Raw genomic sequence first — 22151 nt, forward strand, 5'->3', positions numbered from 1 at the left:
CCGTGATCGTCCGATCCTTCAAGGACATCGAGGGCACCGATAGGCATGTAAAGGCCAAGTCGGGTACTTGGGAGAGCAAGCGCATCGTGCTCGCGCGGGAGAAGGTCGGCTTCTCCCTGCACGAGACCACGCTCTACGCGGGCACCGAGACGTCCATGTGGTACGCCAACCACATCGAAGCGGTCCTCTGCGTCGAGGGGGAGGCCGAGCTCACCAACGACGAGAACGGCGAGAAGCACACCATCACGCCCGGCACGATGTATCTGCTGGACGGCCATGAGAAGCACACCATGCGGATCAAAAAGGACTTCCGTTGCGTTTGTGTCTTCAACCCGCCGATCACCGGACGGGAGGACCATGATGAGAACGGGGTTTACCCCCTGATCACCGAGACCGAGGAGGCATGATCCGATGACCACGGTCACTGACCTGTACCCGACCCGCGGATCCATCGAGGTGGCCACGCCCCGCGTGGACCCCGTCGTGTGGTCCGAGCCCGGGGCCGAGGGTCCGATGCAGCCGTCCGAGCTGAGCGATTTCGATCGCGATGGCTTTCTGGCGATCGACCAGCTCATCACTCCGGACGAGGTCGCGGTCTACCGCGCCGAGCTGGACCGGCTGATCGCCGACCCGGACGTGCGCGCCGACGAGCGCTCGATCGTCGAGCCGAAGTCGAAGGACGTACGGTCGGTGTTCGAGGTGCACCGGATCAGCGAGGTCTTCGCCAACCTGGTGCGCGACCCGCGAGTGGTGGGTCGCGCACGGCAGATCCTCGGTTCGGACGTCTACGTCCACCAGAGCCGGATCAACGTCAAGCCGGGTTTCGGGGCCTCGGGCTTCTACTGGCACTCGGACTTCGAGACCTGGCACGCCGAGGACGGGCTGCCGAACATGCGGACCGTGTCGGTCTCGATCGCCCTCACCGAGAACTACGACACCAACGGCGGCCTCATGATCATGCCGGGGTCGCACCGTACGTTCCTCGGCTGCGCGGGCGAGACGCCGAAGGACAACTACAAGAAGTCGCTCCAGATGCAGGACGCGGGCACCCCGTCCGACGAGGCGCTGTCCGGCTTCGCCGACAAGCACGGCATCAAGCTGTTCACCGGCAAGGCAGGTTCGGCGACCTGGTTCGACTGCAACTGCATGCACGGCTCGGGCGACAACATCACGCCCTACTCGCGCAGCAACGTCTTCATCGTGTTCAACAGCGTGGAGAACACGGCGGTGGAGCCGTTCGCGGCGCCGGTGCGGCGGCCGGAATTCATCGGGGCCCGGGACTTCACCCCGGTGCGGTGAGCCACCGGTCCCCTTGACCGTGGATGGCCAGGGGGAGGGCGTCTGACGCCCTCCCCCTGGCCACCTGCGTTGTGCGCGCTACGCGACGGCGAGAGCGAGGGCCTCCAGCAGGCGGTCCACGTCGGCGGGGGTGTTGTAGAGGTGGAAGGCGGCGCGCAGGTTCCCGGCGCGCGCCGAGACGTGCACGTCCGCCTTGGCCAGCCGGGGCGCGGCCTCGCCGAGCCCCGGTACGGAGACGATCGCGGAGCCCGGGGCGGCCACGCACGGGTGACCCAGCCCGGTGACGCCGGCGCGGAAGCGGTCGGCGAGCGCGCGGTCGTGGGCGAGGACGGCATCGGTGCCCAGTTCGTGGAGCAGGGCGAGCGAGTGCCGGGCCGCGACGTACGAGAACAGGGCCGGGGCCTCGTCGTAGCGCCGCGCCGAGCGGGCCGGCTCGGCCACCGGCCCGTAGCAGCTGTCCCACGGATCCTCCCCCGCCACCCAGCCCGCGAAGACCGGCGTGAGGCCGCCCAGGTCCTCGGGCACGGTGAGGAAGGCGGTGCCGTGCGGGGACAGCAGCCATTTGAAGCCGATGGACACGGTGAAGTCGGCCGCCTCGGCGCTCACCGGCAGCCACCCGACGGCCTGGCTGAGGTCCACCAGGGTGCGCGCCCCGTGCGCCCGGGCGGCCTCGCGGAGGGCGTCGAGGTCGGCGATCCGGCCGTCCGCCGACTGGACGGCGCTCACCGCGACCAGCGCGGTGTCCGGCCGTACCGCGTCCGCCAGCTCCTCCAGCGGCGCGCTGCGCAGCGTGAGGTCGCGGCGTACGGCGAAGGGGTTGACCAGCGAGCTGAAGTCACCCTCGGCGACGAGGACTTCGGCTCCGGACGGCAGCGAGGTCGCGATCAGTCCGGCGTAGACGGCGACCGAGGCGCCCGCCGCGACCCGCCGCGGCGGTACGCCGACCAGCCGGGCGTAGGCGGCGCGGGTCTCCTCGACCGCCTCGAAGGCCACATCCATGACGCGGCCACCGGCGGCCGCGTCGTCGAGGGCCGCCTTCATGGCGGCCACGGAGCGTGCGGGGATCAGACCGCTGGAGGCGGTGTTGAGGTACGTCGTCTGTGGCGCGAACTCGGCGCCCGCCAGGCTCTCCATGTCCATCCACTATGGGACGGGCCCACCCCGGCGTCCATCGCACATCTGTGGACGGTGCCCGTCAGCGATGCTTATCCATTCCGCTGACCTGCGACGATTCCCACGCCTGGGTCAGCGCTTGGGTGAAGACCTCGGCCGGCTGACCGCCGGAGACCCCGAAACGGCGGTCGAGGACGAAGAAGGGGACGGCGTTCGCACCGAGCTCCGCGGCCTCGCGTTCGTCGGCCCGTACGGCGTCGGCGTAACGGCTCTCGTCGGCGAGCACCGTACGCGCCTCCTCGGGGTCGAGCCCGGCGTCGGCGGCCAGGGCGGCCAGCGTGGCGGGGTCGAAGACGGAACGCTCCTCGGCGAAGTGTGCCGTGAGGAGCAGGTCGAGCAGGCGGCCCTGGCAGCCGCGGTCCTTGGCGAGGTGCAGCAGCCGGTGGAGGTCGAAGGTGTTGCCGTTGTCGCGGCCGGGGTGCCAGCCGAGCCCGGCGTCGGCGGCGGCCTCGGCCACCCGGGCCTCCATGGCCTCGGCCTGCTCGCGCGACACGCCGTACTTGGACGCGAGCATGTCGAGGACGGGGCCGGTCTCACCGCGGGGGCTGTCCGGGGCCAGCTCGAACGAGCGGTGCACCACCTCGACCTCGTCCCGGTGGTCGAAGGCGGCGAGACCCTGTTCGAAGCGGGCCTTGCCGATGTAACACCACGGGCAGGCTATGTCGGACCAGATTTCTACGCGCATGCGGGATCCAACCACGGGAGCGCCGGATTCCTTCCCGCCCCGGACCCGCCGATGGGCACGGGCCCGCCGCCCGGGCCCGGAACGCGGGACGGCCGCCGGGCACGCGGGTCAGGCCCGCGCGCCCGACGGCCGTGCCGTCACCGGGAGGGGTCAGCCCTGCTGTTCCCGGATGCCGTTCACCCGGCGGGGCAGCCCGAGCGGGTTGTCGTCGCGCAGCTCCGGCGGGAGCAGCGCGGGCGGGGTGTCCTGGTAGCTGACCGGCCGCAGCCAGCGCTCGATGGCCGTACCGCCGACCGAGGTGGAGGTGGAGGTGGTCGCCGGGTACGGGCCGCCGTGGTGCTGGGCGGGGGCGACGGCGACGCCGGTGGGCCAGCCGTTGATCAGGACCCGGCCCGCGAGCGGGGTCAGCTCGGCGATCAGCTCACCGGCCCGGCCCTCGGTGCCCTCGGCCTCGGCGGCGGAGATCTGGACGGTGGCGGTCAGGTTGCCCTGGAGGCGGCCGAGGACGGCGGAGATCTCGGCGTCGCTCTCGTAGCGCGCGACGACGGTCACCGGGCCGAAGCACTCCTCCAGCAGCACATCGTGCGGGCCCTGCTCGGCGAGGCGCCGGGCCGGGACGGTGAGGAAGCCGGGGCTGACGCTGTGGTCGCCGCCGGAACCCGGGGTCACCGGCGCTTCGACGTCCTCCAGTGCGGCGCGCTCCTTGACCCCGGCGACGAAGTTGTCCCGCATGCGGTGGTCGAGGAGAACCCCGGCGTCGGTGTTGCTGACGGCCTCGGTGAGCGACTTGACCAGCGCGTCACCGGCCGCGCCCGCGGGCGCCAGCACGAAGCCGGGCTTGGTGCAGAACTGGCCCACGCCCAGCGTCATCGAGCCGCCGAGCCCGGAGCCGATCTGCTCGCCGCGCTCGGCGGCGGCGGCCTCGGTGACCACGACCGGGTTGAGGCTGCCCAGTTCGCCGTGGAAGGGGATCGGCACCGGCCGGGCGGCCGCGGCGTCGTACAGGGCGCGGCCGCCGCGGATCGAGCCGGTGAAGCCCGCGGCGGCGATCAGCGGGTGCTTGATCAGTTCGATGCCGGCGTCGAAGCCGTGCACCACGGAGATCACGTCGGCGGGCAGCCCGTGCTGCTCGGCGGCCCGGCGCAGCGCGGAGGCGGCCACCTCGGAGGTCGCGGGGTGGTCGGGGTGTGCCTTGACGACGACCGGGCAGCCCGCGGCGAGGGCGCTGGCGGTGTCGCCCCCGGGTACGGAGAAGGCCAGCGGGAAGTTGCTGGCGGCGTAGACGGCGACGACGCCGAGCGGCAGCTTGTAGCGGCGCAGATCGGGCCACGGCGGGGTCTGGGTGGCGTCGGCGTGGTCGACGTGGACGTCGAGGAAGGCGCCCTCGTCCACGATCTTGGCGAAGGACCGGAGCTGGTAGCTGGTGCGGGCCAGCTCGCCGGTGAGCCGGGCCGGACCGAGCGCGGTCTCCGCGTCGGCGGCCTCGACCAGGGTGTCTCGAGCCTCGTCGAGAAGATCGGCGGCGGTGCGCAGGAAGGCGGCGCGCACCGTACGGTCGGTGAGGGAGCCGCGTGCGGCGTCGGCCGCCCGCACCAGCTTGTCGACTTCCTCCGCTGTGGCTTCGACCGCTACCTGCTCACGCTGCTTTCCGGTTCGGGGGTCGACGCTCCACACTGGTGCTGACACCGCGGATTCCTCCTGCTGTGTTACCGCTGCTTGCGTCTCGCACATCGACTGTTGTTCGATATGCTGAACGCTGTCCCGGTTGATGAATACCATCGGGACTCTATGGCTGGTCGAACAGAGGGGTCAAGGCGATGACAGCTGCCGAGACGGGCGGGGCCCAGGTCAAATCGGCGGTCCGCACGGTCGAACTGCTGGAGTTCTTCGCCGGACGGCCCGGGATGCACAGCCTGGCCTCCGTGCAGGAGGCCGTGGGCTACCCCAAGTCGAGTTTGTACATGCTGCTGCGCACCCTGGTCGAGCTGGGCTGGGTGGAGACGGACGCGACCGGCACCCGGTACGGCATCGGGGTGCGGGCGCTGCTCGTCGGCACGTCGTACATCGACGGCGACGAGGTCGTGGCCGCGGCCCGCCCCACCTTGGACCGGCTCTCGGACGACACCACCGAGACCATCCACCTCGCCCGGCTCGACGGCACCAACGTTGTCTACCTCGCCACCCGCCAGTCCCAGCACTATCTGCGCCCCTTCACCCGCGTCGGCCGCCGTCTCCCGGCCCACTCCACCTCCCTGGGCAAGGCGCTGCTGGCCACGTACACCGACGAGCAGGTGCGCAAGCTGCTCCCGGAGACGCTGAGCCCGCTCACCGAGCACACGATCACCGACCGCGAGAAGCTGATCGAGGAACTGCGCCTCATCCGCGAGCAGGGGTACGCGGTGGACCGCGAGGAGAACACCCTGGGCCTGCGCTGCTTCGGCATCGCCATCCCCTACCGCACCCCGTCCCGGGACGCCATCAGCTGCTCGGTGCCGGTGGCCCGGCTGACCGGGGCCCATGAGCAGATGATCAAGGACGCGCTGTTCGACGCCCGCGACCGCCTCACCCTCGCCACCCGCCGCCTCTGACCATCGGGCCCCTCGCCAGGGCTGACATCGCGCGTCCGGAGTGGTCTCCTGTGACCGGCCAAGGCCATGGCCAAGGCCTGGAGCCAAGGGCAGGATTGGAGCCAAGGGCAGGAGAGGAGACCGCCATGGAATACGCACGGCTGGGCATGTCGGGGATCAAGGTGTCGCGGATCTGCCTGGGGATGATGAGCTACGGCGACCCCTCGTACCGGGCGTGGCAGCTGGACATCGACGCGTCCCGGCCGATCGTGCGGCGGGCGGTGGAGAGCGGGGTGACGTTCTTCGACACTGCCGACATGTACGCGGTCGGGCGCAGCGAGGAGATCACCGGCGAGCTGCTGGCCGAGTGCTTCCCGCACCGCGACGACTACGTGCTGGCCACCAAGGTCTACAACCCGATGGGCGAGGGCCCCAACGACCGGGGGCTGTCCCGCAAGCACATCCTGGCCGGGATCGACGCCTCGCTGCGGCGGCTGGGCACCGACCACGTCGATCTGTACCAGATCCACCGCTACGACCACGAGACGCCGATCGAGGAGACGATGGAGGCGCTGCACGACGTGGTGCGCGCCGGGAAGGCCCGCTACATCGGCGCGTCCTCGATGTACGCGTGGCAGTTCGCGAAGGCCCAGCACACGGCCGACACCCACGGCTGGACGCGGTTCGTCTCCATGCAGAACCACTACAACCTGCTGTACCGGGAGGAGGAGCGGGAGATGAACCCGCTCTGCCTCGACCAGGGCGTCGGGGTCATCCCGTGGAGCCCGCTCGCCCGCGGCCTGCTCGCCGGGACCCGTGACCGCGACCGCACCGGCCCCACGACCCGCGCCGCCAACGACCCCTTGGTCGAGCGGTGGTACGCGGACGCCGACTTCGGCATCGTCGACGCGGTGCGCGCCGTCGCCGGGGAGCGCGGCGTCTCCCCCGCCCAGGTCGCCCTGGCCTGGCTGCTCAGCCGCCCCGCCGTGACCGCGCCGATCGTCGGCGCCACGAAGCTGCCCCATCTGGAGGACGCGGTGGCGGCGGTGGACCTGACCCTCACCGAGGACGAGATCGCCCGCCTGGAGACCCCCTACCGCCCGCGCGCCATCCAGGGCCATTCCTGAGCCTTTCCGGCCCGGCGGCGGGGGTCAGTTCATGGTCGAGCCGACCTCCGTGCCGCCGGCGACCACGAGGAAGCTGGTGACGGGCAGCGAGCCGTCCTGCCGCCGGGCCTCGTACGCCGTGCCGGGGTCGGTGGTCACGAAGGGCGGGGTGATCGAGGCGTCCGGCTTCCAGTTGTTGCCGCGGGAGACCGCCTGCCCGCCGGTGTCGGCCTGGCCGCTGCCGTTGGCGACCGCGAGGTTCTGCTGGAGCAGCACGCGGGAGTCGGGGAAGGAGTAGCCCTGGCCCTTGTTGGCGTAGGCGGTGGTGCGCAGGAGCCGGAGGGCGCCGGTGTTGCCGCCCGCGGCGAAGCCGTTCTTGGAGTTCTTCCAGGCTGCGGACGCCCGGACGACATGGGCGGGGGTGGGGGCGGAGTCGGTGTCGGCGCCGAGCTGGAATCCGCTGCCGTCGCCCTCGAAGTCGCGGATGCCCCAGCGGTTGATGCCGTTGCCCCAGGCCCAGGAGTGCTCGATGGAGACGGGGCTCGCCCACATCCACAGGTCGAGGCCGTCGTCGCTGTTGTCGAAGAAGCGCGAGCCGGTGACCACGTTGCCGGAGCCGGAGCCGTGGGTGATCGCGATGCCGTCGGCTCTCTTGCCGCCGGTGGCGTCGTCGTGGTTGCCGTAGGAGTCCAGGTTCCGGATGAGGTTGCCGTCGGTGTCGTCCCCGCGGAGGGTGAACCCGGTGTCGCCGTTGCCGCGCGTGGTGAGGTTGTTGAAGACGCCGCGCGAACAGGAGGTGCAGACCAGGCCGCCGCCGGGGGCGTTGCGCAGTTCGAGGCCGGAGACGGTCCAGTAGTCGGCGCTGAGGGAGAGCAGGGAGGCGCCGTCGCGGAGCCGGGAGCCGTCGAGCCTGACCTTCTCGCCCTGGTACGGCCGCAGCTGGACGCGGTTCCCCGCGGTGCCGCTCACGGAGCTGCGCAGGGTCCGGGCCGGGTAGTACGTACCGCCGCGCACCTCGATGGTGGTGCCGGGCTTCGCCACGGCGAAGGCCTTCTCCAGCGTGCGGTACGGAGATGCCAGCGTGCCCGTATGGCCGTCGCTGCCGCCGGGCGCCACGTAGACGGTGGTGGGGACGGCGCTCGCGCCCTGGGGAGCGGCGGTCAGGTACACCCCGGCCACGGCCGATGCCAGGATCACGGCACTGCCGAGCGGCAGCGTGCGGTCCTTGCGACGGCGGTGACGGCCGCGGCTTCGCCTCACTCTCATGGCAACTCCTGTTCTGCGTCGAGAGAGCGGGCCGTGGGATCCTGGACGACCCGCTCCATGGCGTAGTTGCCGCCGGTCCAGATTAGGTTGCCGCCGTGTCGAAGATTCTCAGATTACGGAATCGCGATCGCCCAGCGATAGACCATGGCCGCTCTTGATCATTCTGCGACCCGCATTGCCCGGCCGTCCAGTTGGAGTTGACCATCGCGTCAGAAGAGGCCGATAGGTGGAAGGGGAGGCCGGGCGGGGCCAGTTGACGCCCGGCCTCCCCTGCTCAAGGGGCCGACCGGACGTCAGAGGCGGCCCGCACCCGCGTCCTTGCCGACGATGCCGGGCACGGCGCGCGGTGCGTCGACGCGCGTGCGCAGGCTCGGCGTCCAGCCCGCGTCGCCGCCCAGCTGCTCGTCGGGGACGCCCGCGTTGTGGAGGGCGAGGAGATCGGCCGCCTTGCCGCCGACCTCGTTGTTCTTCACGGTCAGCGCCGTGCCCTTCCACTTCTTGATGATCTTCGCGGGGTCGACGGAGGACGGCACCGTGAAGGCGTTGGCCTCCGCGTAGAGCTGGGATTCGACGCCGACACCCCAGCTGTACGCGTAGCCGCTCTTCGGCGCCACGAAGTGGTTGTTGTACGCGTCGACCTTGCCGAACCGCACCCGCGGCGCGCGCTCCACGATGTTCTTGAAGAGGTTGTGGTGCAGCGTGACGCGGAGCTTGCCGCGGTCCGTGGCGCCCGCGCTGTCGCTGTTGCCGATCATCAGCGTCTTGTCGTGGTCGGTGAACACGTTCCAGGAGGCGGTGACGAGGTCGGCGCCGCGCACCACGTCCAGCTCGCCGTCGTGCTGCTGGTAGAGGCGGCCGTAGTAGCTGGGCTGGGCGCTGTCGGGGCGGCGGCCGTCGGTGAACGTGTTGTGGTCGACCCGGACATGGGTGGAGCCGTACACCACCAGGTTGTCGTACTCGGAGTTCCAGTTGCCGTCGTCGCCGTCGGTCGGGTCCCAGGCGGGGAAGCAGTCGAAGGCGTCCTCGAAGGTGAGGTTGCGGACGATGACGTTGTCCACGCCCCGGATCTGGAGGCCGGCCCCCAGCAGCCTGGCGTTCCGGCCGACGCCGAGGAGGGTCGTGTGGGAGCCGACCTTCAGTTCGACGCGCTCGTACTGCCGGGCGGCGGACGCGGCGCGGGCGTCCTCCTGCGGGCCGGACGGCGCGGCCTTGCCCCAGGTGGCGGGGTCGTACGCCTTCAGGTACGCGTCCAGGGAGTAGCCGCCGGTCGCGTAGTCGGCGCAGGACAGCGGCTTTCCGGCGTCGTCGGTGTTGGCGTCGATCGTTCCCTTGACGTGGATCAGCCTCGGGGTCGCGTCGCCGTCGCCGAGGGCCTTCACCAGCTCGGCCCGGTTGGTGACGGTGAAGGTGTGCGCCTTGTCGGCCTGGGCGCCGCCGGTCGTGCCGCCGTCGGCGGAGGCCCAGCCGTCACCGGCCGGGAGGGCGCCCTGGGCGGCGGCGGGGGTGGCGGCCAGCGCGCCGAGGACGAGGGAGGCGCAGCAGAGCACGGCGGCCACGCGGGCATGACGTCTGGACATGACGGCTCCTGTGAACAAAGGGGAAGGGAGTGGGGAAGGGGCGTGCGGAAGGTGGCTACCAGGTGATCCAGCTGTCCGGGATCGCGGCGTTCAGCCTCGTTACGTCGCGCGGCCGCAGCACCCGCCGGGCCGCCAGCTCGCGCGCGACGAGCCGGGCCACCTCGATCGCGCCGTGCGGCTGGAAGTGGGTGTTGTCCTGGAGCCCGGCCGGGTAGTTGGGCGACTCCCCCGGCTCCAGCCAGTCGAAGTAGTCCTTGGTGGCCTCGGGCCCGAGCCGCTGCCACAGCGCGATGCTGGACGCCTGTACGTCGAGGAGCGGCACCCGCTCGGCGCTTGCGAGGCGGCGTACGGCGTCGGGGTACGCGCCGTGCGTGGGCCGGGCGTTGCCCGCCGCGTCGAACTTGCGGCGCTCCACGGAGGTGAGCAGCACCGGGCGCGCGCCGCGCTCGCGCGCGCCGTCGAGATAGCGCCGCAGATACTGCGGATACGTGGTCCCCGGGTCGGTGCCGCGCGCCGGGTCGTCGGTCTTCTCGTCGTTGTGGCCGAACTGGACGAGGAGGAGGTCGCCGGGGCGGAGCGCGGCCAGGATGGGGGTGAGCAAGCCCTCGTCGTAGAAGCTCTTGGAACTGCGGCCGTTGACGGCGTGGTTGGCGACGGTGAACCGGTCGTCCGCCAGGAAGAACGGGAGGGCCATGCCCCAGCCGGTCTCGGGCGCGGCGGGGGGCTGCTTGGTCGCGGCGGTGGAGTCACCCGCGATGTAGACGGTGGTGCGGGCGTTTTGGCTGCGGGCTTTGGGGGCGGAGGCGGCCGCCGTGCCGGGGGTGGCGGCGAGGGCGAGGGGCAGCGCGGCGAGGGACGCGGCCGCGCGTCTTCGGGTGAGGGACATGGGGAGACCTTTCCTACGAGGGGTGCCGGGGGTGCCGGGGCGGCCGCCGGTGCGGTGCGGCCGCCCCGGGCGCGGGGCCCTGGCCTACTGGTGCTTCTTCCAGTCGGCCTGGGCCTTGTTCAGCTCCCCGGCGACCTTGTCGCAGAAGGCCTTGGCGGTCATCTGGCCGAGCAGCACCTTCTGGAAGCTCGGCTCGTTGTCGGCCTTGCTGATGTTGTTCCAGTCCGGGAGGTAGTACGGCAGCTGGACGACCTTCGTCTGCGGGTCGTTCAGCGACTCCAGCGCGGCCTTGGTCGGCGGGGCCTTGGCTATCCACGCGTCGTCGGCTGCGCCGACGTTGGCGGGGATCGCGCCGACGTCCTCGTTCCAGAGGCTGTTCATCTCCGGGGAGGCCGCGAACTCGATGAACTTCCAGGCGGCCGCCTTGTTCTTGCTCGCCTTGAACAGGCCGAGGCCGTCGACCGGGTTGGAGACGATCGTGCGCGCCGACCCGGCCTTGGACGGCGGGAGGGGTATGCCCGCGATCTTGTCCTTGCCGAGCTGCTTGACGTGGTCGACATAGCTGCCGAGGTTGTGCTGGAGCATGCCGATGTCGCTCTGGTCGAACTGGGCGACCATCTTGGCGAAGTCGTTGTTCAGGTCGGCGGCGGGAGTGACCTTCTTGAAGAGGCCGACGTACCTTTCCAGCGCCGCGACGTTCTCGGGGTCGTTGAGGGTCGTCCTGTCCCCGTCCCAGAACGAGGAGATCCCCGACTGCGCGTACATCATGTCCAGCGCCTGGGCGATGGAGCCCGCGCCGCCGCGGAGGGTGAAGCCGAACTTGTTCTTGCCCTTGTCGGTCAGCTTGTCGGCGGCCTTGTAGAAGGCGTCCCAGGTCGTCGGGGCGGCGAGGCCCGCCGACTTGAAGAGGTCGGTGCGGTACCAGAGGGTGCCCTGGTTGGCCGAGGTCGGGACGGAGAACAGCTCCTTCTCGTCACCGCCGGCCGCGCGGACGCCGTCCACCATGTTCTTGATCAGCTTGCCCTTGAGGAGGCTGTCCTCGATGCGGTCGGTGACCGGGTCCAGGGCGCCCTGGGCGGCGAGGTTCGCCAGGTACGCGGTGCCGACGCCGCCGACGTCGGGGAGGCTGTCGCCGCCGCTCTGGATGGCCGTGTCGTACTTCGACTGCACGTTCGTGATCGGGATCGGAACGTACTTGACCTTGATGTCCGGGTTCTTGGTTTCGAACTCGGCGATGATCTTCTTCCAGACCTTCGTCCGGGGACCGCCGTTGTTGTCCCAGAACGTGATCGTCCCCTTGCCGGACCCCTCCTCCCCGGTGGACGACCCGTCGTCGCCGCAGGCGGTGACGGTGAGCGCGAGGGTGAGGACGGCGGCGACGGCCGCGGCGGCTCTCCGGTACGGGGGTGGTTGCTTCATGATGCGCATCTCCTGGTGTGTTGGGGTGCCCAGCCGTCCGTCCCGGCGAGGTAGTCGGCCACCTCGTGGTCCGCGGCGTCGGCCTCGTTCATCTGCGGCCGTGTCGCGGCGGGGTCCGCCCCCGCCGCGCCCGGTCCGGTGTTGCGGTACTCGGTGAAGCGGGCCTCCTGCCACGGGAATCCGCTCATGTCCGTCCAGGGGGCGGCTCGGGCGCGTCGCTGACGACGCGGCTGCGGGTGATCAGGAAGCCGTGCGCGCGGCCGAGTGCGGCCCGGTGGCCACCAAGGTGAGCGCCATCGTGGCCGGGGTGCGTGGCCGAGTGCGGGCCGGGTTGCGCCCACCCGTTCCGCCCAGGGGCACCTCCCAGCGGTAGCTGGGGGAGGAACGCCTGCCCACAACCCGGGTGGCAGGCCGCTGCCCCTGCCGGGGCTGGGGCGGAGCCCGGTGCGAGGCCGGGACGCAGCCCCATGGGGGCCAGGGGCGCAGCCCCGGAAGGACCCGGGCGCACAGCCCCGGCGCGGGCCTGGGCGGAGATGGCCCACTCCCAGCCCCTCCGGCGATTGAGGAGCGGGGGTTCGGGGGCGGAGCCCCAGGTTCGGGGAGGGGCGGGGTGGGGGAAACAAAAGCGTCCATCACCCGGCTCCGTCCGTCGCGCTAAAGGCCATGAACTCCGCGTGGCCGGCCGCGCCGCGGCCCGGTGGGGCGGTGGCGAACAGGCCCAGCAGGGCGCCCACCCATCGCCACGGCGTGGCGGCGAAGACGGGGCCCGACGGACGGAAGCCGTCGCCGGTGTCGGCGGAGAAGCGGCAGCGGGCGCCCGGGGCGACCTCGATGCGGAGGCGGGCCCGGGCGTCGGGGGCCGGGCGGGGGTGTTCCGCGTCCCGCTCGCGCTCGGTGGTGACGCTCGCGAAGCGGTGGACCAGGCGGACGCCGTCCGCCGCCCGCTCCAGGCCGATCCAGCCGAACGCGTCGCCCAGGACGGCGAGTCCGGCCTTGGCGCCCACGGCCCGACTGTGCAGCGCCAGGTCCACCGTGGCCTCGAAGGACTCGGCGGGAAGCCGTTGGACCAGGACGTTCGGGAGGCGGCGGAGGTCGTCCGACGCGCGGTCGCGGTGGCACGTCAGCCATAGCCCGGGGCCGTCGTGCGCCGTGGTCCAGCCCGCCGCCGGGTTGGCCGTCCAGGACCACTGGGGGCCGTAGCGGCCATCGGGGAAGGGGTCGTCCACGGCGGGGGCGCAGAGGTCGGCGGACGTCCCCTTCGGCTTGCGGTACCACGCCACCGGCTCGCCGTCGTCGCCCACCACCGGCCAGCCCGCGTCGTCCCACTCCATCGGCTGGAGGTGCACCACCCGCCCGTGGGCGCCGCGCCGCTGGAAGTGCAGGAACCAGTCCTCGCCCGCCGGGGTGTCGACCCAGGCGCCCTGGTGGGGGCCGTTGACGCCGGTGCGGCCCTGGGCCAGGATCGTCCGCTCCTCGTACGGGCCGAAGAAGTCCCGCGAGCGGAAGGCGCCCTGCCAGCCGGTTTCGACGCCACCGGCCGGGGCGAAGATCCAGAACCAGCCGTCGCGCCGGTGGAGCTTCGGGCCTTCGAGGGTGAACCACCCCGGGATGGTGTCCCCGTCCACGATGACGCGGCCCTCGTCGAGGAGTTCCCGCCCGTCCGGGCTCATGCGGTGCCCGGTGAGGCGGTTGTTGACGCCGGAGCGGGACTTGGCCCAGGCGTGGACGAGGAAGGCGTTGCCGTGTTCGTCCCACAGCGGGCAGGGGTCGATCAGGCCCTTGCCCGGCTTGATCAGGTGCGGCGTGCTCCACGGCCCGCGCGGGTCGCGGGCGTTGATCTGGTGGACGCCGGTGTCGGGGTCGCCCCAGAAGATCCAGAAGCGGCCGTCGTGGTGGCGGATGCTGGGCGCCCAGACCCCGCGGTCATGGCGCGGGAGGGCGAAGGTGTCGGCGGGTTCGAGCCGGTCCAGGGCGTGTCCGAGGATGCGCCAGTTGACGAGGTCACGGGAGTGCAGGATCGGCAGCCCGGGGGCGCGTCCGAAGCTGGAGGCGGTGAGGTAGTAGTCGTCGCCGACGCGGACGACGTCCGGGTCGGACCAGTCGGCGTTGAGGACCGGATTGCGGTACGTACCGTCGCCGAGATCGGCCTGCCACGCGAGCCGGCTCATACGGCGGCTCCCTTGTCCGACAGTTGCCCCGCGATCCGCGCCGCCTCGCCCCGCTCCAGGCGGCCGTCCGCGACGGCGGTGACGATGCGCCGGGTCACGGTGTCGGCGGGGGCGATGGTCAGCGGCCGCCTCCGGGCGGCGAGGGCCGAGCCGACGCCGGGGTGGTCACCGGTGCGGACGTACCAGGGGGCGGAGCGGGTGTCGCCGGTGGCACCGGCGAAGACCAGCGTCCAGTCCTCGGCGGCCAACGCCACCCAGTTCGCGGGCCGCCCGTCCACGGCGGCCTCGCCGTCGCCGCCCGCGCTGAAGACCCGCGGCGGCTGCGGACGGCGCGACGCGCTCCAGAAGAAGCCCCCGCCGGAACCGGAACCCGCACCCCCGACCGCGACCTCCTGCCCGGTCACATTGGTGAGCGCCGTGGTGAAGTCCAGCGCCCAGCACCCCGCCGACAGGGTCCGCACGGCGACCGTGCGCCGCTCCAGCAGCAGTTGCCGTTCGCTCGCGCCCCAGGCCAGCTCCTCCACGAAACCGTCCGGGTCGCGCAGCAGCCAGCCCAGATGGCGCTGGCTGCCGTAGGCGTCCGGTACGGCCAGGGACACACCCGGCTGGTCGGTGACGGTGATGCCGCCGAGGGTCCGTACCGGGTGCAGATACGGGCGCGGGGCGAGCGTCCCGGCGAGCGGCGGCCGGTGGACGTACGTACCGACGGGCCGGTTCTCGTGGCGCAGCACGGTGCAGGGGGGACGTTTGGTGAAGGATGCCTTCACGGGGGCGTTCATGGGGGCGTTCATCGGTGCGTTCATCGGTGCGTTCATGGGTGCGGGACCTCCGCGGGGGGTGCGGCCCAGGGGGCGCGCAGTTCGGAGTACAGAGCGAGGCGCTCGGCGCCGGCGGCGACCAGCTGGTCGATGCCGGTGACGACGCGCCGCTTCGCGCCCGCCGACGCGCCCGCACCGGGTTCGGTGCGCCAGGCGTCCGCGGGCAGCGGGACCGGTGCGGGGGCGGTGCGGACCGCCTCGACGACGCGCATGAACGCGCCGGTGCGGTCCGGGGGGACGAGCAGTTCGGTGCCGTCGCGCACGTGGGCCGCCAGGTTCTCCAGCAGGTCGGTGCGCGCGTAGTGGGTGGTCTCGGGGGGCGCCCCGGCGCGCTCGACCCGGACCCGGTCCTGCTTGTACCAGAAGGTGATGCGGCCCCGGTCGCCGTGGACGACGACGTACGGCTCGCCGGGTTCCTCCGCGCATAGGGTGACGGCGGCGGTGAGGGTGGTGCCCCAGCAGGTCCGGATGCGCAGGCAGGAGGTGTCGTCGGCCTCGATGTCGTTGGCCCGGTACAGCTCCAGTTCCAGCGCGGTGACGTCCTCGGCGCGGTCGGCGCCGTCGATGCGCAGGGCGGTGGCGACGGCGTGGGCGAGGGGGTTGGTGAGGACGCCGTCGACGACGTCGCGACCGTCCAGGGTGCGGTGCCCGGCCCAGGGCGCGCGGGTGTAGTAGTCCTCGTCGCGCGCCCACGCCCCGGCGGCGCCGATGCCCCGTACGGTCCCGATGGCGCCGTCGGCGATCAGCTTCCGGATGGCGGGCAGGGCGTGGGAGCCGAGGGACTGGAAGCCGATCTGGCAGGCGGCGCCGAGGTCCGCGAGCCCGTCGCGCAGCCGGGTGAACTCGGCGTACGAGGGCGTGGGCGGCTTCTCCAGCAGCAGATGCGCGCCGTGCGCGGCGGCGGTGAGGGCGAGGTCGGCGTGGGTGTGGATCGGGGTGCAGACGACGGCGATCCGGGCGCCGGTACGGGCCACCAGGTCGCCGAGGTCGCCGGACTGCTCGGGTGCGGGCTCGCCGAAGCCGTCGCCCAGCTCCTCGGCGTCGAGCGGCCGGAGTTCGCACACCCCGGCCAGCCGCACCAGCCCCTCCGCCGCCAGCCGCCGGATGTTCTCCAGGTGCCGGCGGCCGTGTCCCCGCGCGCCCGCGAGGACGACGGGTACGGGTGCGAATCCCTCGGCTCCCTCGGCAGTCCCGCGTCCCCCGGGGTGTGTCGTGCTCATGCTCGGACCTCCTTGCCCGCGAAACAGTGACCGGGTCAGCCCTTGACGGCGCCCGCGCTGAAGCCGGTGATCAGCCACTTCTGGATGAAGGCGAAGACGATGACGACCGGCACCGCCGCGATCACACCGCCGGCCGCGAGGGCGCCCAGGTCGACGCTGTCGGCGCCGATGAGGGTGTTGAGGCCGACCGGGATGGTCTGCGTGTCCTGCGAGCTGAGGAACATCAGCGCGAACAGGAAGTGGTTCCAGCTGTGCACGAAGGCGAAGGAGCCCACCGCGATCAGGCCCGGCCGCAGCAGCGGCAGCACCACCGCGCCGAAGGCCCGCAGCCGCCCGCAGCCGTCCACCCAGGCCTGTTCCTCCAGGGAGACCGGCACGTTCTTGATGAAGCCGCTGATGAGGATGATGGACAGGGGCAGTTGGAAAACGGTCTCCGCGATGATCACGCTTCCCAGCGAGTTGATCATCTGGAGGTTCTTGAAGATCTCGAAGAGCGGTACGAGCATCAGCGCGCCCGGGATGAACTGCGAGGCGAGCAGGGCCAGCATGAAGCCCTTCTTGATGCGGAACTCGAAGCGGGCGAGCGCGTAGCCGCCCGCGAGCGCGACCCCCGTCGTCATCAGCAGCGAGGCGACGCCGACGATCATGCTGTTCTGGAAGAAGGTCCCGAAGGCGCGCTCGTTCCAGACCTTCGCGAAGTGCTCCCCGGTGACCGGCCACGGCACCAGCGAGGTGGAGCCCGCCGGGCGGAGCGCGAAGAGCAGCATCCAGTAGAAGGGAACCAGTGTGAACAGCAGATACAGGCCCAGCGGCAGATAGATCTGCCAGCGCGGCACGCCGTCGTCGACCGACCGTCCGCGCCGCTTGCCGGAGGCGGCGCGCGGGACGGGGGCCGCGGGGGCGGCCTGGGCCCGGTGGCCCTGTTCCGCAGCTACGGCGGTCACTTGGTGTCGCCTCCGAACTTGCTCAGGCGCAGATAGAGGATCGAGCAGAAGAGGAGGATCACGAAGGCGACGGTGGTCAGCGCGGAGGCGTAGCCGAAGTCGTGGCCGTTGATCCCGGTGTTGGCGACGTACAGCGGCAGCGTGGTGGTCTGCCCGGCCGGGCCGCCGCCGGTGAGGGTGTAGAGCAGGTCGACGTTGTTGAACTCCCACACCCCGCGCAGCAGGGTCGACAGCACGATGGCGTCCTTCAGATGCGGCAGCGTGATGTGGAAGAACTGCCGTGCCCGCCCGGCGCCGTCGACCGAGGCCGCCTCGTACAGCTCCTTGGGGATGGACTGGAGGTCGGCGAGGATGAGGATGGCGAAGAAGGGGACGCCGCGCCAGAGTTCGGCGAGGACGGCGGCCCAGAAGACGGTGCCGGTGTCGGAGAGCACGGAGGTGCCGTACGTGCCGATCCCGGCGTCCGCGAGGTAGCGGCTGATGCCGGTCGACGGGTTGTAGAGCAGCATCCAGATGGTCGTGGTCAGCACCCCGGAGACGGCCCAGGGCGAGAAGACCAGGGCGCGGGCGATGCCGCGTCCGATGAAGGTCTGGTTGACCAGCAGGGCGAGCGCGACGCCGAGGACGAGTTGCAGCAGCACCTCGGTGACGACCCATTTGCCGCTGAAGGCCAGCGTGTCCCAGAACTGCGGGTCGTCGGTGAAGACGCGGGTGAAGTTCCCGAAGCCCGCGTAGCCGTTCCGCCAGGGCTTGGTGACGTTGTAGTTCTGGAGGCTGTAGTAGAGGACGCTGAGCATCGGATAGGCGATGAAGCCCAGCATCAGCAGCCCGGCGGGGGCGATCAGCAGGTACGGGAGGCGGCGTGGTGTCGCTCCCGTACGGGGTTTCGCCACGGCGTTGGCCATGACTGCTACTCCGTTCTCACGGTAAGCGCTTGCTCCAAGGGGGAACCCGAGGGAGAAAGCGCTTTCCGTACGTCGTTCGAGATACCGGCCAAAATTTTTTCGATCGAGCCGCGGGCCGCTCAGCCCGCGTACGGTTCCGGCACCGCACCGTCCCGGGCCAGGAAGCGGAAGTCGCAGCCCGTGTCGGCCTGGGTCATCTGCTCCTGGTAGAGCGCCCCGTAGCCACGCCCGTAGCGGGGCGGCGGGGCCGTCCATTCCGCCCGGCGCCGCTCCAGCTCGGCGTCGTCCACCTCCAGCCGCAGCACCCGCGCCGCCACGTCGAGCGTGATCAGGTCGCCGTGGCGGACGAGGGCGAGCGGTCCGCCGATGTACGACTCGGGCGCGAGGTGCAGCGCGCAGGCGCCGTAACTGGTGCCGCTCATCCGGGCGTCGGAGATCCGCACCATGTCCCGCACGCCCTTCTTCAGCAGGTGGTCGGGGATGGGCAGCATGCCGTACTCGGGCATGCCGGGCCCGCCGAGCGGACCGGCGTTGCGCAGCACCAGCACGGTGTCCTCGGTGATGCCGAGGCCGGGGTCGTTGATGGTGGCCTGCATCGTCTTGTAGTCGTCGAAGACGACGGCGGGACCGGTGTGCTCCAGCAGATGCTGATCGGCGGCGATGTGCTTGATGACCGCGCCGTCCGGGCACAGGTTGCCGCGCAGCACCGCCACCCCGCCCTCGTCCGCGAGGGGGTTGTCGCGCGGCCGGATGACGTCCGGGTTGTGCACGAGGGCACCGTCGAGCTGTTCGCGCAGGGTGGCGTGGGCGGCGGTGGGCCGGTCCAGATGCAGCCGGTCGGTGAGCCGGGAGAGGAAGCCGGGCAGTCCCCCGGCGAAGTGGAAGTCCTCCATCAGGTACCGGCCGCCGGGCCGCAGATTGGCGAGGACGGGCACCGTACGGGCGATCCGGTCGAAGTCGTCGAGGGTGAGCCGCACCCCCGAGCGCCCGGCCATGGCGATCAGGTGGATGACCGCGTTGGTGGATCCGCCGAGCGCGAGCACGGTGGTGACCGCGTCCTCGTACGCGTCCCGGGTGAGGATCTCGGAGAGCCGGAGGTCCTGCCGGACCAGCTCGACGATGCGCATCCCGGAGGCCGCGGCCATCCGCTCGTGCCCGGAGTCGACGGCCGGGATGGACGAGGCACCCGGCAGCGTCACGCCCAGCGCCTCGGCGGCGGCCGTCAGCGTGGCGGCGGTACCCATCGTCATGCAGTGGCCGGGCGAGCGGGCGATGCCGCGCTCCAGCTCGGCGATCTCGCAGTCGCCGATGAGCCCGGCCCGCTTGTCGTCCCAGTACTTCCACATGTCGGTGCCCGAGCCCAGCACCTCGTTGCGCCAGTGTCCCGGCAGCATCGGCCCGGCGGGCACGAAGACGGTCGGCAGGTCGGCGGTGGCGGCGCCCATGAGCAGCGCCGGGGTGGACTTGTCGCAGCCGCCAAGCAGCACGGCGCCGTCCACCGGGTACGAGCGGAGCAGTTCCTCGGTCTCCATGGACAGCAGATTCCGGTACAGCATCGGAGTCGGCTTCTGGAAGGTCTCGGAGAGGGTGGAGACCGGGAATTCGAGGGGGAAGCCGCCCGCCTGCCAGACCCCGCGCTTGACCGCCTGGGCGCGGTCACGCAGGTGGACGTGGCAGGGGTTGATGTCGCTCCAGGTGTTGAGGATCGCGATGACCGGCTTGCCGAGGTGTTCCTCGGGCAGATAGCCGAGCTGGCGGGTGCGGGCCCGGTGGCTGAAGGTGCGTAACCCCTCGGTGCCGTACCACTGGTGGCTGCGCAGCTCCTCCGCCCGTCTGCGGGTTCTGTGCGGGCCGCTCACAGCGCCCACCCCTCTATCAGCGCGGCCACCTCGGCGCGCTGCGGCTCCGGCAGCAGCCGGCTGGGCGGGCGGACCTCGCGGCGGCACAGGCCGAGCGCGGCCAGCGCCTCCTTCACCACGGTCACGTTGTTGGCCGACTGCCGGGCGGCCCGCAGATCCTCGAACGGCCGGATCTGTTCCCACACCTTCATCGCGGCCGCGTAGTCCCCGGCGCGCAGCGCGCCCAGCATGTCCAGCGACAGCTTCGGGGCGACGTTGACCAGCCCGGAGGTGAAGCCGGTGGCGCCGTTGGCCCAGTACGACGGCGCGTACAGCTCGGCGAGCCCGGCCACCCAGACGAACCGGTCGAGGCCCGCGTCCCGCGCGAAGGCCGCGAAGCGGGCCGCGTCGGGGACCGCGTACTTCACGCCGATCACGTTCGGGCACGCCTCGCCCAGACCCGCCAGCGCCGCGCCCTCGATCAGCGGGTTGCGCAGGTACGGTACGACGCCCAGCTCCGGAACCGCCTCGGCGATCTCACGGTGGTAGTCGACCCAGCCGTCCTGCGACACGTACGGATGCACCGGCTGGTGCACCATCACCATGCGGGCCCCGGCCTCGCGGGCGTGCCGTGCGGCGTCCACCGCCGTCGCCACGTCCTGCCCGACGCCCACCAGCACGGCGGCCCGGTCGCCCGCCTCCTCGACGCTCAGCTCGGTGCACAGCCGGCGCTCCTCCAGGGTGAGGGCGTAGAACTCCCCCGTGTTGCCGCCCGGGGTGACGGCCCGTACGCCGCCGTCGAGAAGCCGGCGCAGCAGGGCGCGGTAGGTGTCCCGGTCGACGGCGCCCTTGGCGTCGTACGGGGTGACCGGGATCGCCACGACGTCCGCGAGCGCGGTTCTCAGCGGTGTGAAGTCCATACGGGCCTCTCTAGTTCGTGTTCGCGTCGGTCTGCGGGCTGGTGCCGGCGTCCGCGTCCGGGAAGGCCCGCTGGACGAAGGAGGAGATGTGGTGGTGCAGCGCGCGGGCGGCCCCGTCGGCGTCCCCGTCGTGCGCGCGGGCCAGGATCTCCCGGTGCTCCCGCGCCTCCCGTTCCCAGGACGGCACCGCCTGCCAGGCGACGGCCGACACCAGCGCCGCCTGGTCGCGCAGTTCGTCGAGCATCCCGGTCAGCAGCGGGTTGCCGCAGGGGAGGTAGAGCGAGCGGTGGAAGTCCCGGTTGGCCAGCGACCGGTCGGCCGGGTCGGCCGCCGCGTCCGACCGCTCCAGCGCGGCCCCCGCCGCCGCCAGGCTCGCCCGCGCGGTGACGGTCCGCCGCAGCGCCTCGGGCTCCAGCAGCAGCCGTACGTCGTACACGGCCCGCGCCATCGCGGTGTCGACCGTCCGGACGGTCGCGCCCTTGTACTCGCTCATCACCACGAGACCGCGGCCCGCCAGGGTCTTCAGCGCCTCCCGCACCGGCGTCTTCGACACCCCGAACTGGGCCGCCAGCTCGGTCTCCACGAGCGGCTGCCCGGGGCGCAGCCGTCCCGTCAGGATGGCGTGCTTGACCGCTTCCAGCACGTACTGAGTACGGGACGGAATCGGGCTGGGGGCGATGTCCATGGGGGCTCTCAGATCTCACGTATCGCGTCTCATATATGACGTACGAAGTACGACGCGATGAAGTTAGGGCCGCCTCATGGATTCGTCAACGGTCCTGACGAAACTTCAACTTCTCCTGCCGGTAACGTGGTCGGCGTGCTAACGGGCTCCCTGACGACACGCCTGATCCTGCTGCGCGGCAATTCCGCGTCCGGCAAGTCCTCCGTCGCCGCCGAGCTGCGCGCCCGCTACGGCCGGGGGCTCGCCCTGGTCGGCCAGGACACGCTGCGGCGGGATGTCCTGCGCGAGCGGGACGTCCCCGACGGCGCGAACATCGGCCTCATCGACACGGTCGCCCGCTACGCCCTCGACCACGGCTACCACGTGGTGGTCGAGGGCATCCTGTACGCGTCCCACTACGGCACGATGCTCGACGCCCTGCGCCACGACCACCGGGGCCGCACCCACGCGTACTACCTCGACGTGCCGTTCGCCGAGACGGTGCGCCGCCACGCGACGAAGCCGCAGGCGGCCGAGTACGGCGAGGCGGAGCTACGCGGCTGGTACCGGCCCCTGGACCTGCTGCCGGGCGGCACCGAGTCCGTGATCCCGGCGACGAGCGGCCTCGGCGAGACGGTGGACCGGGTGCTGCGGGAGGCCGGGCTGACAGCACAAGGTCCCCGCGAGTGCGTCTGA

General features: G+C 71.7%; 21 protein-coding genes. 5 read left to right on the forward strand and 16 right to left on the reverse strand.

From position 1 onward, the window contains the following. The first annotated feature begins 2 nt into the window (after window positions 1-2). Both ACH4SI_RS28335 and thpD read left to right on the forward strand, forming a co-directional pair. Entirely contained in the window at window positions 3-407 is a 405-nt protein-coding gene (locus tag ACH4SI_RS28335; RefSeq protein WP_398300435.1) for an ectoine synthase, read from the forward strand. Between the two features lie 4 nt (window positions 408-411). Then, the gene (gene thpD, locus ACH4SI_RS28340; RefSeq protein ID WP_398300437.1) at window positions 412-1299 is read left to right on the forward strand and encodes an ectoine hydroxylase; all 888 of its coding nucleotides are present in this window, start codon (window positions 412-414) and stop codon (window positions 1297-1299) included. Between the two features lie 78 nt (window positions 1300-1377). On the opposite strand, the gene ACH4SI_RS28345 is transcribed toward thpD, so the two are convergent. From ACH4SI_RS28345 to ACH4SI_RS28355, 3 genes are all read right to left on the reverse strand, one after another. Then, a complete protein-coding gene (locus tag ACH4SI_RS28345) occupies window positions 1378-2433 on the reverse strand; it encodes an aminotransferase class V-fold PLP-dependent enzyme (protein ID WP_398300439.1) in 1056 nt (351 codons plus the stop codon). A 61-nt stretch (window positions 2434-2494) separates the two neighbouring features. Continuing rightward, window positions 2495-3157, reverse strand: coding sequence for a DsbA family oxidoreductase (locus ACH4SI_RS28350; RefSeq protein WP_398300440.1), 663 nt, complete (start codon window positions 3155-3157; stop codon window positions 2495-2497). Window positions 3158-3307: 150 nt separating this feature from the next. Then, window positions 3308-4843, reverse strand: coding sequence for an aldehyde dehydrogenase (NADP(+)) (locus ACH4SI_RS28355; RefSeq protein ID WP_398300442.1), 1536 nt, complete (start codon window positions 4841-4843; stop codon window positions 3308-3310). Between the two features lie 131 nt (window positions 4844-4974). On the opposite strand from ACH4SI_RS28355, the gene ACH4SI_RS28360 reads away from it, so the two are divergent. Both ACH4SI_RS28360 and ACH4SI_RS28365 read left to right on the forward strand, forming a co-directional pair. Beyond that, window positions 4975-5745 (forward strand): IclR family transcriptional regulator, encoded by a 771-nt coding sequence (locus ACH4SI_RS28360; protein WP_063731971.1) that lies wholly within the window; start codon window positions 4975-4977, stop codon window positions 5743-5745. A 125-nt stretch (window positions 5746-5870) separates the two neighbouring features. Then, on the forward strand, window positions 5871-6851 hold the full coding sequence (locus tag ACH4SI_RS28365) for an aldo/keto reductase (RefSeq protein WP_398300445.1): 981 nt from the start codon (window positions 5871-5873) through the stop codon (window positions 6849-6851). A gap of 24 nt (window positions 6852-6875) precedes the next feature. On the opposite strand, the gene ACH4SI_RS28370 is transcribed toward ACH4SI_RS28365, so the two are convergent. The 13 genes from ACH4SI_RS28370 to ACH4SI_RS28430 all read right to left on the reverse strand — a co-directional run bounded on the left by ACH4SI_RS28370 (window position 6876) and on the right by ACH4SI_RS28430 (window position 21476). Next, window positions 6876-8096 (reverse strand): right-handed parallel beta-helix repeat-containing protein, encoded by a 1221-nt coding sequence (locus tag ACH4SI_RS28370; protein ID WP_398300447.1) that lies wholly within the window; start codon window positions 8094-8096, stop codon window positions 6876-6878. Window positions 8097-8389: 293 nt separating this feature from the next. Beyond that, window positions 8390-9673, reverse strand: coding sequence for a polysaccharide lyase family 1 protein (locus ACH4SI_RS28375; RefSeq protein ID WP_398300449.1), 1284 nt, complete (start codon window positions 9671-9673; stop codon window positions 8390-8392). Between the two features lie 55 nt (window positions 9674-9728). Continuing rightward, window positions 9729-10559, reverse strand: coding sequence for a rhamnogalacturonan acetylesterase (locus ACH4SI_RS28380; protein WP_398300451.1), 831 nt, complete (start codon window positions 10557-10559; stop codon window positions 9729-9731). Window positions 10560-10643: 84 nt separating this feature from the next. Then, complete coding sequence (locus tag ACH4SI_RS28385; protein WP_398300453.1) at window positions 10644-11978, reverse strand: ABC transporter substrate-binding protein; 1335 nt, start codon at window positions 11976-11978, stop codon at window positions 10644-10646. Continuing rightward, window positions 11975-12166: a hypothetical protein gene (locus tag ACH4SI_RS28390; RefSeq protein ID WP_398300455.1), complete on the reverse strand. Its 192-nt coding sequence runs from the start codon at window positions 12164-12166 to the stop codon at window positions 11975-11977. Before ACH4SI_RS28390 ends, ACH4SI_RS28385 begins: the two co-directional genes overlap by 4 nt. A gap of 444 nt (window positions 12167-12610) precedes the next feature. After that, window positions 12611-14146, reverse strand: a complete 1536-nt coding sequence (locus ACH4SI_RS28395; RefSeq protein WP_398300457.1) for a glycoside hydrolase 43 family protein — start codon at window positions 14144-14146, stop codon at window positions 12611-12613. After that, the gene (locus ACH4SI_RS28400; RefSeq protein ID WP_398300931.1) at window positions 14143-14925 is read right to left on the reverse strand and encodes a DUF6807 family protein; all 783 of its coding nucleotides are present in this window, start codon (window positions 14923-14925) and stop codon (window positions 14143-14145) included. The genes ACH4SI_RS28395 and ACH4SI_RS28400 overlap by 4 nt, the downstream gene beginning before the upstream one ends. Window positions 14926-14957: 32 nt before the next feature. After that, window positions 14958-16184 (reverse strand): Gfo/Idh/MocA family protein, encoded by a 1227-nt coding sequence (locus ACH4SI_RS28405; RefSeq protein ID WP_398300459.1) that lies wholly within the window; start codon window positions 16182-16184, stop codon window positions 14958-14960. A 35-nt stretch (window positions 16185-16219) separates the two neighbouring features. Then, window positions 16220-17128 carry a carbohydrate ABC transporter permease gene (locus ACH4SI_RS28410; RefSeq protein ID WP_398300461.1) on the reverse strand — a complete coding sequence of 303 codons (909 nt, stop codon included), beginning with the start codon at window positions 17126-17128 and terminating at the stop codon, window positions 16220-16222. Further along, complete coding sequence (locus tag ACH4SI_RS28415) at window positions 17125-18033, reverse strand: carbohydrate ABC transporter permease (RefSeq protein ID WP_398300463.1); 909 nt, start codon at window positions 18031-18033, stop codon at window positions 17125-17127. The genes ACH4SI_RS28410 and ACH4SI_RS28415 overlap by 4 nt, the downstream gene beginning before the upstream one ends. Window positions 18034-18152: 119 nt before the next feature. Beyond that, the gene (gene araD, locus ACH4SI_RS28420; protein WP_398300465.1) at window positions 18153-19892 is read right to left on the reverse strand and encodes an L-arabinonate dehydratase; all 1740 of its coding nucleotides are present in this window, start codon (window positions 19890-19892) and stop codon (window positions 18153-18155) included. Continuing rightward, complete coding sequence (locus ACH4SI_RS28425; protein WP_398300467.1) at window positions 19889-20791, reverse strand: dihydrodipicolinate synthase family protein; 903 nt, start codon at window positions 20789-20791, stop codon at window positions 19889-19891. Before ACH4SI_RS28425 ends, araD begins: the two co-directional genes overlap by 4 nt. A gap of 10 nt (window positions 20792-20801) precedes the next feature. Beyond that, complete coding sequence (locus ACH4SI_RS28430) at window positions 20802-21476, reverse strand: GntR family transcriptional regulator (protein ID WP_398300469.1); 675 nt, start codon at window positions 21474-21476, stop codon at window positions 20802-20804. Between the two features lie 135 nt (window positions 21477-21611). Between ACH4SI_RS28430 and ACH4SI_RS28435 the strand changes: the two genes are divergently transcribed. After that, window positions 21612-22151 carry a kinase gene (locus tag ACH4SI_RS28435; protein WP_398300471.1) on the forward strand — a complete coding sequence of 180 codons (540 nt, stop codon included), beginning with the start codon at window positions 21612-21614 and terminating at the stop codon, window positions 22149-22151.

The sequence above is a fragment of the Streptomyces sp. NPDC021212 genome, assembly GCF_044332925.1.
GTDB lineage: Bacteria > Actinomycetota > Actinomycetes > Streptomycetales > Streptomycetaceae > Streptomyces.